Genomic DNA, 12,153 nt, shown 5'->3' on the forward strand with positions numbered 1-12,153 from the left:
CTTTTGCCCGTTGAAGCCGCCGTTGCCTGTCGGACTTCGACGCGATCTCCGGCTGCCGCGGCATCTGACATTTGATTACATATCGTTGTAATCACCTCGGATGGAAAAGGCCGGCCTGACAGGAGGAGGAATGGCCTTTTTCGATGCAGGGCAAGGGACTTTGATGTGCTGATAGGCAGCCTTGGGCGAAACTCAGGGGATGACATCTCGGAGCGACGCGGTCGATGGCCGCAGTGAAAATCCGGACGCGGACGCGACGGAAATCCCCAGCGGAACCTTCACGCTGGAAGTGCCCGATCCCGAGGGCTATCGCAGCGGGCCGACGCCCCTTTCATCCAGCGCGCTCACCGAACAGCTCCGGGAGAGCGACCGCGAGACGAATCGCCATCAGCGCCAGACCTGGGCCCTGGCCGTCATCATGACCTTGGCCGCATCCGTGCTCGTCCTCATCGCTCACCTCGTCTAGTTTCGGTCAGCGGCTCGGCGGCCCCTTGAGCTCGACCACATTGCCCTCGGGATCCGTGACATAGATCGACGGCCCTTCTCCCTCGGCGCCGAACCTTTGCGCCAGGGCGCCGGCGGCGCAGCCATGGCGGGCCAGATGCTGCCGGATTTCCGCCTCGTCGAAGGGCTCGACCCGCACGCAGAAATGATCCATGTTTCGACCCTGCGGCCCCGGCGCGGCGCCGCCGGCGCGACCGAGTTCGCCATCGACCGGCACCAGGTCGATGAGCGAACTGCCGGCGCGGAGTTGAACCAGTCCCAATGCATCCTGGCGGCGCTCGATGGTGCATCCCAGGGCGTCGCAATAGAAGCGAAGCATCGCTTCGAGATCCGCGACACGCAGAACGAGATGGTCGATTTCGCGGATGCGAATCATGGTGTCTGCATTGTAGGGTGGCCCATTTCATGCCGAGCGGATCACGCCAGGACACGGTAGACGTAGAAGCTTCCCGTCGCGATGAGCAGCAGGCAAACGGCCATTCGAAGCAGCCTGGCCGACAGGAACACGCTGGCCGTCTGGCCGGCCAGCGCACCCAGGACGAGGATGGCGCCGACGATGGCGCTCAGCTTCAGATCGATGCCACCGGAAGCCGTGTGGATGGCCGATGCGCAGATGGAAATCGGAAGCTGGATGGCCTGCGCCACCAGCAGCGAACTTCTCAGTTCCTGTCTCGCCGCCATCATGACCGGCCACAGGACGACCGGGCCACCGGTGCCTGTCAACGCGGAACCGAAACCCACGGCACATCCCGCGGTGCACGCCAGGGCTCCGGGCAAGGGCGGCGCGGTCCCGGTCGCTTTCTGCTTTCGCAATCCCCAGAAGCCGCTTGCGAGCGTCGCGATCCCCAGTGCACCCAACAGCAGGCGGGTTTCGGCTGCATGCACGAACAGTCCGCCAAGCAATGCGCCCGGAATGGTGGCGCCGATCAGCAGCAGTTCGTCCTTCGTGAGCACACCGCGCTCGCTTCGCATTCTCCAGAGCGCCATCACGCCGGGAAGACCGAATGCCAGCGATGCCGCCGCGATCGACGCGCGAAAATCGATGCCCCGAAGTTCATGAAGGACCGGCACGACGAGTACCCCACCAATGCCCGTCGCACCAATCAGGAATCCGGACACGGTGATCGCGCAAATCCACAGCATGGGCACATTCGCTTTTTCTTCGGCTCAGCCGAGTTCCTGGGCGATCTTCCGATGCACGGCATGGGCCGCATCGTTGAGCCGGCGAACGGCTTCCCGCCTGTTCACATGCAGGGGCTCGCCGCCCTTCACGATCGTTCGACCCTCCACGATCACCTGGTCGACGTCCTCTCCGGTTGCCGCAAGCACAAGGAACTTGAACGGGTCATAGAGAGGCGCGGCCTTGAAGGTGTCGATGCGCACCAGGACCACGTCGGCCTTGCACCCCGCAGCCAACCGCCCCAGATCCGGACGCCCCAACGCATCGGCTCCGCCGACGGTGGCCATGGTGAAGATGTCCCTGGACTGCGCGACGTCTGCGGAGTGTTCGACAATGCGGCACACCGTCGCAGCCATCCGCATGTCGTTGAACATGTCGAACGGGAAGGTGTCGGTGCCGAGCGACTGCCGAATGCCCAGCCCGGCGTATTTGTGAATGGAATTGATCACGCCGCCGCGCCGGGCCTTGACCCACGGCAGGTGCACGACGGTCGTCTGCGAATCGCGCAATGCGGCGACTTCGTCGGGCTTCAGCGATGCCAGATTCCCATCGGCCGTCATGATCTGGCCGTGGCCGATCATCATGTCAGGCCCGAGCAGTCCGGTGTGCTGCATGTACTCGACAGTCGTCATGCCGTATTCCGCGCCGATGCGCTGATACTCGTTGGGCGACTGACCGGCGTGCACCTGGATCAGCAGCTTGTGCGCATTCGCGACGCGCCGGGTCTCCCGCAGCAGATCCGGATCGCAGGTGTCGATCTGGCCCGGCGCCAGCAGCGTACGCAGCCGGCCATCGAAGCGTCCGTCCCAGGAAGTGCAGAAGTCCACGCAATCGCGAAAACGCTTGCGGCCCTCGAAAGGGTAGTGCTCGTACCAGACCTTTCCCTGCGGTGCATGCCCGTAATGCATGGCCCGATAGCGGGGTCCGGAATACATCCTCAGCCCGACCCGCATGGCGGTCTCGGCGATCTTCTCGGTGATCCGGATGTCACCATCGCCGCCGACCTCGTAGTCGTAGCCAAGTTCCACCACGGTCGTCGAGCCGGTGCGCGCCAACTCCGCAAGAGCGCATTCCGCGGCGATCAACTGCGCCTCGGGATCGATCGCATGGCGCACCGCAGGCAGCATCCTGTAGAGCGTCCCGTAGTTGGTTTCCTTCGCATCGACGCTCAAGTTCGTGGCTTCTTCCAGATAGCCCCGCGTGAAAGGCGTATCGGTGACATGCAGGTGCGTGTTGACGAAGCCCGGGATGACCAGACGCCCCGAAGCATCGATCAACGCATCCGCGTCGGCACCGGCCTGCTCGAGGACTTCGGCGCGGGTTCCCACCGCAGCGATCGAGCCACCATCCATGAGCACCACGCCGTCTTCGACGACTTCGTGCCTGCCGTGACGCCAAAGCACCACCGTCCCGTTCTCGATCCTTGTCTTCATCATCGACCTCGCTTGTCTTTGCTCACGAATACGCTCCTCAACATTGCCGCGTCACTGGGGCTTGATGCCCGCCGTCTTGAATGCTTCTCCCCACTTGGCGTTCTCGGTGACCATGAAATGCGCGAACTCCGCCGGGGTGCTTCCAGTGACCTCGAGGTAGTTGTCCCGGAGTTTCGCCACGATCTCCGGCGCACGCAGGGCCTTGAGCAACTCCGTGTTGATCGTCGAGATGACCGATGCAGGCGTGCGAGCAGGCACCAATGCGCCGAGCCATCCATTCGATTCGATACCGGTGATCCCGAAATCCGCAAGCGTCGGCACATCGGGCGTGGTGGCGTCCCTCTGGGTGCTGAGAACGACCATCGGCGCCAGCCTCCCGTCCTTGACCTGGCTCATGAACGACGCCGGATTCGTCACGCCATACTGAATGTGGCCGCCGACGAGCGCGGTGATCATCGGCGCCGTGCCGGTGAACGTGATGTGCTCCATTCGCAACCCCGTTCGAGCTTTCAGCATCTCCACCGCGAGGTGGGAAAGCGAACCGACGCCGGGCGTGCCGTAGTTCAATCCGTCCGAAGACTTGCTCACTGCGACAAGTTGCCGGAGGTCGCGGGTCGGCGCACTGGGCCCCGCCACCAGAACATTCGACCACCGGACCATGAGCGCGACGGGCGCGAAGTCTTCCCGCTTCCAGTGCAGGCCGCCGAAGGCAAACTCGTTGGTTGCGATATTGGGCGCCTGGAAGAGAATGGTGTGTCCATCCGGAGCGGCTCTGGATACGTACTCGGTCCCGATGTTCGTGGACGCGCCCCCCTTGTTCTCGATGATCACGGCTTGCTTGAACGCGTCCGCCAGCCGCGGCTGCAGCATGCGCGCGAGCAGATCGCTCGCACTGCCCGGGGGATAGGGCACGACGATCGTGATCGTCTTGGAGGGAAATCCGCCTTGCGCCCATGCACCGGTGCAAGGGAGGGCGGCGGACGCCACGGCCGCGAGGGCGCGACGGCGGGTCAGAGTGAGGGATGGCTTCTCGACTGTGCTCAAGATAAGGACTCCTTGCTGGATATCGTTGGACGACTGAAGCATTGTTCTTCGGCCTGCGGAATCTTGACCAGCAACTAATTGCCGGCACTACTGCGCGGCGTGCACGGCCCGCGAGAATGGCGCTCGCTCATCGTACTCACTGGCCAGTTCATCCATCCGCAAGAACACGGCATCCTTCCTGATCAGTTGCTGGATCAGCTTTTCCAGAACGATCATTCGGTGCCCTCTGCCGGTGCAATAGGGATGGAAGGTATAGGTCACCGCGCCCCATGCGGTGGTGTCGGCCATGTACAGGAAGTCATGGACCCAGTTCTCGAGCACGTTCGTCGCGTTCATCAACCCCGGCTGTACCCAGTTCGGCGTTCGAACCAGCTCGAAGTGCGGCGCATCATCCAAGGACCAGCTCACCGGGATTTCGATGAGCGGCGTCGCGTCACCGAACTTCAACGGCTTTTGAATGTCGATGGTGTCGGGCGTGCGCGCCCGGTACGGGGTGTAGTCATTCCCCATCAGATTGCTCTCGTAGACGAACCCGTGCCTGAGCAGCAATTCCACGGTGCGCGGCGTCTGATCCCACACGGGTGACCTGTAACCCTTGGGATCGCCTCCGGTCGCCTTGCGGATCGAAGCGTTGGCTCGCACGAGTTCCGCCTCCTCTTCCTCGGCAGACATCGCCGTAGGGGACAGATGAGTCCAGCCGTGATTCCCGATCTCATGCCCCGCGCGCACCACGGCTTCGCACGCCTCCGGATAGGTCTCCAGGGTGTGGCCCGGAATGAACCAGGTGCTCTTCAGGCCGTATTTGTCGAGAAGCGCCAGTATCCGCGCGGCACCGATGACGCCGAATTCTCCTCGCGAGATCGGATTCGGCGAGACCATGCCGCGCGAGATCCAGATCGACGTGGCGTCGAAATCGAAGGACAGACAGACGATATGCCGCGCCATGGCAAATCCTCAGTTGCTGCCGGCTTTCGACTGCTGGTAGGTCGTCAACGGACCGACGTCGATGAGCCTGCTCCAGTCGCCGGGGACTTCCTTGATCCGGTCGATGCCGTGGAGAAAGGCGGCAACGCTCTGCATGTGCTTCATCAACCTGGCATCGGCCTGCTCTCCCTTCTTTCCGAGATAGTTCTGGCTCAATTGCTCCGAGTAGGTCGGAAACACGATGGATTGCCTCTCGGTCAACTTCGCCAGCTCGTCGACCGACTGATTCAATCGCTTCGCCTCGTACTTCATGGATTCCATCGGATTGCGCCGGTATTCGTCGGTCGCCTTCTCCCAGGCGTGGAGGAACTTCTGAATCTCGAGCGGATGCTTCTGCACGTACTCGCTGCGAGCGACCCAGAGAATCCCCGTGATGCTGCCGATGCTTTCGGTCGTCGCGAGACGAAGCCCTCCGCGAGCCTCCACTTCTCCCGCTCCCGGTTCCCAGGTCACGATCGCGTCGACCTGGCCGCTCACGTACGCCGGCACCATGTTCGCGGGCGCCAGGTTGACCATCGTCACGTCCCGAGGCGTGAGCTTCGCCATGGAAAGCGCGCGAATCAGGTGATGATGGCTGGTGGATCCGATCGTCACTCCGATCTTCTTGCCCTTCAGATCGGCGATCGATCGGATTCCGTTGGCCGGATTGCCGATGAGCCGAATGTGCGTCCGGTGCATGTGCGGCACCAGAATGACTTCGATCGGCAGTCCATTCGCGTAGCCGGACGTGGTCGGGAATTCACCCATCCATGCCACATCGATCTCGCCCGCCGCCAGTGCCGGGAGCATGGCAGGGCCGGCGGGGAATCCTCTCAATTCCACCGACAGGCCCTGAGCTTCGAAGATTTTTCTTTCGACCGCGAGCGTGAGCACCGTGCTCACATCACCCACTTGCCAGCCGATCCGCATTTGCGCGGCCGCCGGAAGCGGCAGCCACTGAGCGAGTCCGAGGAGAACGAAAGTCAGAAAAGTCCGCATGCCTTGCTCCTTCTTCTTGAAGAAATACCGCCTCATTTCTTTCGCTCCCAATGAACGACCCGGCGCGATAACCAGTTCAGGGCGCGATCGCTGATCAGGCCAAGCAGTCCGATCAAGACAATGCCCACGAACACTTCATTGGTGCGGAAGAAGTTGCTGGCGTCCAGAACCACGAATCCCAGGCCACGATCGCCACCCAGCAGTTCCGATGCCACCAGAATGGCGAGTGCGCTTCCCATGCCGACGCGAAGGCCCGTCATGATCTGAGGCAGCGCGGCCGGAAAAATGACATAGCGGAAGATCTGAACCGGCGTTGCGCCCTGGGACTGGGCGGCCCTGATCAAGTCCGGCGGACAACTTCGCACGCCGCTTTCCGTGTTGAGCATGACGATCAACAGGACGTAGTAGAAGATCAACAGAACCTTGGAGACTTCGCCGATGCCGAACCAGAGAATGAAGAGCGGTATCAGCCCCAATGGAGGTATCGGCCTCACCACTTCCGCGGGAACCAGAAGCACCGCGTCGACCAGGCTGTAGCGGCCTCGCGCGAGGCCGATCGCGATGCCGAATACCGCCGCGGCAATGAAGCCCGCCAGCACCCGTGCGACGCTTGCGCCGATGTGCCAGAAGATGCTGACGCCCGCGTAGCCATGGAACAGCACATCGATGAAGGTGCGTGCCACATCGCTCGGCGCCGGCAGCAGAACGCTTCGCACGAGGCCGATGCGGGTGGCCAGTTCCCATGCAGCAAGGATCACCATCGGCGACATGACGACCGCGACGGCGCGAACGCGCTGAGATCGCCTCTGCTCAACTGCCTGCATAAGCCTCCCCGACGCCAATGCCTTGCGGCACGACAGCTCGATCGCCCGCGTGTTGTCGCCGCATCTTCAGGTAGATCTTTTCGCGCACGGCCAGGAACGAAGGGTGCAGCCGATTGTTTTCATCCCATCGCGGCGCCGGCAGGTCGATCCTGAATTCCTCCATCGGAGCCTCGCCCGGCTTCGAGAGCAGGAAAATGCGATCGGACAGGAACACGGCCTCGTCGATGCTGTGCGTCACGAAGACGACGGTGCATCTGGTCTTCCGATGAATGCGCAAGAGTTCCTCCTGCAAGCTTTCTCTGGTCTGCACATCGACGGCAGAGAACGGCTCGTCCATCAGGATGATCTGCGCCTCCGTCGCGAGTGCTCTTGCCACTCCGACGCGCTGCTTCATCCCGCCCGAGAGTTGATAGGGGTAACGGTCCTCGAAACCGGAAAGCCCAACGAGCGCGGTCATTCTTCGGCTGATCACGTTCCTCGCCTGCTGCGGCATGCGCCGGCAGATCTGACTGAACGTGATGTTGTCCTTCACGGTCAACCAATCCAGCAGCGCGCCGTTCTGAAACACGACCGCGCGATCCGGCCCGGGCCGGGTGATCGGTTGGCCGCGAAACCTGAGCCGGCCGCTCGTGGGAAACAGGAAGCCGGCGATCAGATTCAACAGCGTGGTCTTTCCACAGCCCGACGGTCCGAGCAGGCAGACGAATTCACCTTCTCGAATGGTGAAGTTCATGCCAGTGAGCGCCTGATGTCCCTCGTAGGAGAAACCGACGTGCTCGCTCTGAAGAAGAGGGATATTCACTGTACGGACCTCGTGCTCCGACGAAATGGTGATGGGGACTTGCAGTTTCGGGCGCGCTTCCAGAGCGAGGAAGCAATTAATTGCCGGTGAGCGGCGGAGTCGATCCGCGTGCTGACTCGAGCAAGCCTTGGTGCAGGGCCATAATCAGCGGCCATGGAGAAGTCCGCTCGCCGAGCACCTGCCGCCGTCACTCAGACGACCTTTCTTGCGCAGCCCACACGGCTCCCGCTTCCAGCGTCTCCCTTGCTTTCGGAACTGAGTTCGCCCACGCGAGACGCCTTGCTCTTGCTGGGGCGAAATCGATCGTTCGCGTCAGGCGACCTTCTCTTCAAGCAGGGAGATCGCCACGACGGAATCTTCGTGATCGAGACGGGCGTGGTGCGCTCGTACTATGTGTCGGAAGATGGCCGGGAACTGACCCTTGGCTTCTGGGGCGAGGGCAACTATGTCGGCGGCCCTCAATTGTTCGGGGGAGGACAGCATGCATGGACCTCCGAAGCCCAATGTCCGACGCGCTGTGTTTTTCTGCCGGGCAAGGAACTCAGAAAGCTGGTCGAGCAAAGGTCCGACCTTGCCATTGCGCTTCTCGATGCGCTGGTCCACAAGTCCGAATGCTATTCAGCGCTTCTCCAGCTTCTGGCAACGCACTCCATGAAGGTACGGCTGGCGCGTCTGCTGGCGATGCTGGCAACCAGCGGAACCGGCCGCAGCATCCGCCTGACGCACGGCCAGCTGGCGGGAATGATTGGATCGACCCGGCAATGGGTTTCTCAAACATTGGAGTTGTTCGAGAGACAGGACTTGATACAGAAGAAGGCCGACGGCTCGGTCTATGTGCTTCGGCCGGATGCGCTTGCTTCTCTTCGATAGCGGGAATGCCGTGAAGCTCACTCAGGATTGATCTTGAGCTGAAGCCTTTCGATGATTTCCTTGTTGTGGGCCATGGTCGTCGCCAGGATCTGATGAAGCTGGTCTGCCGAGGCCTCTTGCGGCAGATCCAGGCCTTGCGCCGTCAATGCTTCGCGGAACTTGGGCGCGCGAACGACCTTGGCCATTTCGCTCTGGATCCGATCGATCAGCGGCTTGGGTGTGCTGCTCAGAACAAACGCACCGACGCTCGCGTGGGGAAGGACAAAATCAGGCAGCCCGACTTCACCGAAACTCGGCACATTGGGCAGATACTGAGAGCGCGACGGCGAGGCGATGGCCAGTGCCTTCAGCTTGCCACTCCTGACGAGCGGGACCACGTTGCTCACGACTTCGAAGGTGAGTTGAACCTGGTTCCCCAGCAGATCGACCATGGCGGGCGCCGAACCCTTGTACGGAACGACCAGCATGTTGTTGCCGCTCTTTTCCTTGAGCATTTCACCGAGAAGATTCGAGCGCGTGCCGACGCTGAGGTTCGCGACGCTCACCGAGCGGGGATTGCGCTTGGCGTAGTCCAGCAGTTCCTTGACATTGTTCGGCGGGAAATTCGCGTTGGCCACCAGCACATGGAGCATGCTGCTGGCCTCTGCCACATAGGTGAATGTCTTGAGCGGGTCGTACGGCGTCTTCACGGTCAGCGGTATGTCGGACAGCACGCTCGATGGCCCGACCATCCAGGTGTACCCATCGGCAGGCGCATTCATGACGGCCCGCTCGGCCACCACGGCCGAGCCACCCGGCTTGTTTTCCACCACCACCGACTGACCGAGATTCGCCCGCAGCTGTTCGGCGATCAGCCGGGCCACTGCGTCGGAGATGCCGCCGGGCGGCGCAGGGACGATCAGTCGAATGGGTTTGTCCGGCCATTGCTGTGCCAGCGCAGGCGATACCGCCGCGAACCAGCACAGTGCAATGATTGCGAAGCGTCGGAGTTTCAATAAATTCTGAACCATGGCCGTTCACCTTGAAGCGTGGAGCACTCAAATCACGAAAATGGAGGAGCCTGTGGTCTTGCGAGACTCCAGGTCCTGATGTGCCCGCACGGCATCCTGCAGGGCATAGCGCTGATTGATCTCGATGCGGATGCGGCCGGCCGCCACGTGGCCGAACAGCTCATCGACGAGTTCCGCCTTTTCGGCCGGATCGGCGATGTAGTCCGCCAGGCCCGGGCGGGTCAGGTAGAGCGATCCCTTGCGGGCCAGAATCTGCGGATCGAAGGGCGGGATCGTGCCGGAAGCGGTGCCGACGCAGACCATCAGGCCACGGCGCTTGAGGGAGTCCAGCGAGGCCATGAAGGTGGTCTTGCCGACGCTGTCGAAGACCACCGACACGCCCACCCCGCCCGTCAGCTCGCGCACGCGTTGGGCGACATCCTCATGGCTGTAGTTGATCGTGTGGTCGCAGCCGTGGGCGCGCGCCACTTCGGCCTTGGCATCGGTCGAGACCGTGCCGATCACCGTCAGCCCGAGCAATTTGGCCCACTGCGAAACGATCAGGCCGACGCCGCCGGCCGCGGCATGCAGCAGCACCGTGTCGCCCGCCTTGAAGGGATAGATCCGGCGCACCAGGTAGGCGGCGGACAAGCCCCGCATGGTCATGGCCGCCGCAGTCTCGCAATCGATGGCCTCCGGCAGCTTGATCAGCAGCGCGGCGGATATCAGCCGCTCGGTGCTGTAGGCGCCCAGCGTGTTCGTGAAGCCTGTGTAGGTCACGCGGTCGCCCACCGCCAGATCGGTCACGCCGGCACCGACAGCCTCGACCACGCCGGCGGCCTCGTTACCGAGGCCGCTGGGCAGCGGAGCCGGGTAGGTGCCACGGCGGAAGTAGGTGTCGGCGAAATTGAGGCCGACGGCTTCATGCCGCAGGCGCACCTCGCCGGGTCCCGGATCGCCGACGGCAACGTCCTCGAAACGAAGTACCTCGGGCCCGCCGGTCTCGTGAAATTTAACGACTACAGCCATGGTGTGTTGTCTCCTTGAAGCGGTGGATGCCGGAAGTCTGAAGTGAAGACCGCATCGTCCGGCTTTGCGTTGTTTCGTGCTTGACATTGCACGTCTGGCACTTGGCTTTTCATGACAGCAACCGCTCACGGATTGGAGAGCGGCGCAATCAATGGTCGACGACCGAGAGCGACACGCCGGACACTCTGGCCACGTCCATGTCATAGCTTCGCGCGCACCAGACAAAGGCCACGGCGGCCAGTATGCTGAAGCAAGGCACCACGGCCAGAGCGTGTTGCAGACCCCACCGGTCCGACAGCGCCCCCACCAGGAACGGGCCGACGGCCAGGCCCAAGAGGTTCTGGAACAGCGAGAGCACGGCGGAGCCCGTGGAGCGCGTGCCGGGGTGAATGACGTCGATGACCACGCCGGAGACCACGCCCACCGTGCAGGTCATGAAGAAGCCGCCCAGCAATACCAGCTTGAATTGCGCCTCGCCCGGCGGGAAGGAGGCAAAGGCCGTCAGGAAAATCGCCACGGTGATCAGGCACAGCGCAGCCAACGCTGCGAGTTTTCTACGTGGATGGCGTATCGCCACTCGATCCACCACAAAGCCCCAGAAGACGCAACCCAGCGCGCCGACCAGCACGACCATGGCGGCCTGCCTGGCAGCAGCCTCCGGCGCCATGCCGTCGAAGCGGCTGAGATAGCTCGGCAGCCACGACCATACGGCGGAGACCACGACAAGCTGCATGGCAGCACCCACGCAGACCCACAGGAGGGTGCGGGTTCGCGCCAGGGTGCCGAAGGTGTGCCTGAGTGTCTCTCCCAGCGACTGGGCGGCCTGGTTCGACCGCGGTGTGAGCGCCACGGTCTTGTAGTCCGGCACCAGCATATAGAGCAAGGCCAATACAAGGCCTGGAACACCGACCACGCCAAAGGCGGCCTTCCAACCCCAGCGGGCCGCGATCACGCCGCCCAACACGACACCCAGCACCGAACCCAGTGACGCAGCGGCGAAGAAGGCCCCCAGAAGAGCTCCGCGCAAGCGTTTGGGAAACAGCGTCGAGATCAACGCCGCACCCACCGAGCCATAGCCGGTTTCACCCGCTCCCACGGCCGCTCGCGCGGCAAACAGCTGGCCGAAGTTGGCAGTGAACATGCAGGAGATGGTGGCAAGGCTCCACACGGTCGACATGACAACGATGCTCTTCACCCGGCTCACGCGATCTGCCATCAAGGACACCGGAATTCCACCCACCGCCACAACGATCGAAATGATGGAAACCAGCGCACCCAGTTGTTTGTCACTCAATCCCCATTCGCTCTTGATGTGGGGGAAGAGCGAAACGATCACCTGCCGATCGATGTAATCGAACAGCATGAGCCCGAAGGTCATGGCAAAGGCAAACCAGGCTTGCCCCTTGCCGATCAGGTAGTCGTCCTGGCCTGTCGGTACGACCCTGTCCAGAGAATGGATCCCTGGCTGTCTCCACGGTTCTTGCGTGCGGGTTGTCATGCGGGCCGTCATGCGTGG

Annotated in this window: 13 protein-coding genes; 2 read left to right on the forward strand and 11 right to left on the reverse strand. The window is 62.5% G+C overall.

The window, feature by feature from the left end; genetic code table 11:
* Positions 1 to 199 precede the first annotated feature (199 nt).
* Positions 200 to 466: a hypothetical protein gene (locus WDLP6_RS23865; protein WP_232077264.1), complete on the forward strand. Its 267-nt coding sequence runs from the start codon at positions 200 to 202 to the stop codon at positions 464 to 466.
* A 6-nt stretch (positions 467 to 472) separates the two neighbouring features.
* Here WDLP6_RS23865 and WDLP6_RS23870 read toward each other — a convergent pair whose 3' ends face one another.
* The 8 genes from WDLP6_RS23870 to WDLP6_RS23905 all read right to left on the reverse strand — a co-directional run bounded on the left by WDLP6_RS23870 (position 473) and on the right by WDLP6_RS23905 (position 7,680).
* Positions 473 to 880: a VOC family protein gene (locus WDLP6_RS23870; RefSeq protein ID WP_162594346.1), complete on the reverse strand. Its 408-nt coding sequence runs from the start codon at positions 878 to 880 to the stop codon at positions 473 to 475.
* A gap of 41 nt (positions 881 to 921) precedes the next feature.
* Positions 922 to 1,647, reverse strand: a complete 726-nt coding sequence (locus WDLP6_RS23875) for a sulfite exporter TauE/SafE family protein (protein WP_232077516.1) — start codon at positions 1,645 to 1,647, stop codon at positions 922 to 924.
* Positions 1,648 to 1,671: 24 nt separating this feature from the next.
* The gene (locus WDLP6_RS23880) at positions 1,672 to 3,117 is read right to left on the reverse strand and encodes an amidohydrolase family protein (RefSeq protein ID WP_162594347.1); all 1,446 of its coding nucleotides are present in this window, start codon (positions 3,115 to 3,117) and stop codon (positions 1,672 to 1,674) included.
* Positions 3,118 to 3,168: 51 nt separating this feature from the next.
* The gene (locus WDLP6_RS23885; RefSeq protein ID WP_162594348.1) at positions 3,169 to 4,161 is read right to left on the reverse strand and encodes a Bug family tripartite tricarboxylate transporter substrate binding protein; all 993 of its coding nucleotides are present in this window, start codon (positions 4,159 to 4,161) and stop codon (positions 3,169 to 3,171) included.
* Between the two features lie 87 nt (positions 4,162 to 4,248).
* On the reverse strand, positions 4,249 to 5,106 hold the full coding sequence (locus WDLP6_RS23890) for a polysaccharide deacetylase family protein (RefSeq protein ID WP_162594349.1): 858 nt from the start codon (positions 5,104 to 5,106) through the stop codon (positions 4,249 to 4,251).
* A 9-nt stretch (positions 5,107 to 5,115) separates the two neighbouring features.
* Positions 5,116 to 6,123, reverse strand: a complete 1,008-nt coding sequence (locus WDLP6_RS23895) for a taurine ABC transporter substrate-binding protein (protein ID WP_162594350.1) — start codon at positions 6,121 to 6,123, stop codon at positions 5,116 to 5,118.
* A gap of 32 nt (positions 6,124 to 6,155) precedes the next feature.
* A complete protein-coding gene (locus tag WDLP6_RS23900) occupies positions 6,156 to 6,893 on the reverse strand; it encodes an ABC transporter permease (protein ID WP_197910196.1) in 738 nt (245 codons plus the stop codon).
* A 40-nt stretch (positions 6,894 to 6,933) separates the two neighbouring features.
* Entirely contained in the window at positions 6,934 to 7,680 is a 747-nt protein-coding gene (locus WDLP6_RS23905; RefSeq protein ID WP_162594351.1) for an ABC transporter ATP-binding protein, read from the reverse strand.
* Positions 7,681 to 8,028: 348 nt separating this feature from the next.
* Between WDLP6_RS23905 and WDLP6_RS23910 the strand changes: the two genes are divergently transcribed.
* Complete coding sequence (locus tag WDLP6_RS23910; protein ID WP_232077266.1) at positions 8,029 to 8,619, forward strand: Crp/Fnr family transcriptional regulator; 591 nt, start codon at positions 8,029 to 8,031, stop codon at positions 8,617 to 8,619.
* Positions 8,620 to 8,636: 17 nt separating this feature from the next.
* Here the strand turns inward: WDLP6_RS23910 and WDLP6_RS23915 are convergent, their stop codons facing one another.
* The 3 genes from WDLP6_RS23915 to WDLP6_RS23925 form a co-directional block, all read right to left on the reverse strand.
* Complete coding sequence (locus WDLP6_RS23915) at positions 8,637 to 9,629, reverse strand: Bug family tripartite tricarboxylate transporter substrate binding protein (protein WP_162594353.1); 993 nt, start codon at positions 9,627 to 9,629, stop codon at positions 8,637 to 8,639.
* Between the two features lie 27 nt (positions 9,630 to 9,656).
* Positions 9,657 to 10,637, reverse strand: a complete 981-nt coding sequence (locus tag WDLP6_RS23920; RefSeq protein WP_162594354.1) for a quinone oxidoreductase family protein — start codon at positions 10,635 to 10,637, stop codon at positions 9,657 to 9,659.
* Positions 10,638 to 10,785: 148 nt separating this feature from the next.
* A complete protein-coding gene (locus WDLP6_RS23925; protein WP_232077268.1) occupies positions 10,786 to 12,147 on the reverse strand; it encodes an MFS transporter in 1,362 nt (453 codons plus the stop codon).
* Positions 12,148 to 12,153 lie beyond the last annotated feature (6 nt).

The sequence above is a fragment of the Variovorax sp. PBL-E5 genome, from assembly GCF_901827185.1.
Classification (GTDB): domain Bacteria; phylum Pseudomonadota; class Gammaproteobacteria; order Burkholderiales; family Burkholderiaceae_C; genus Variovorax.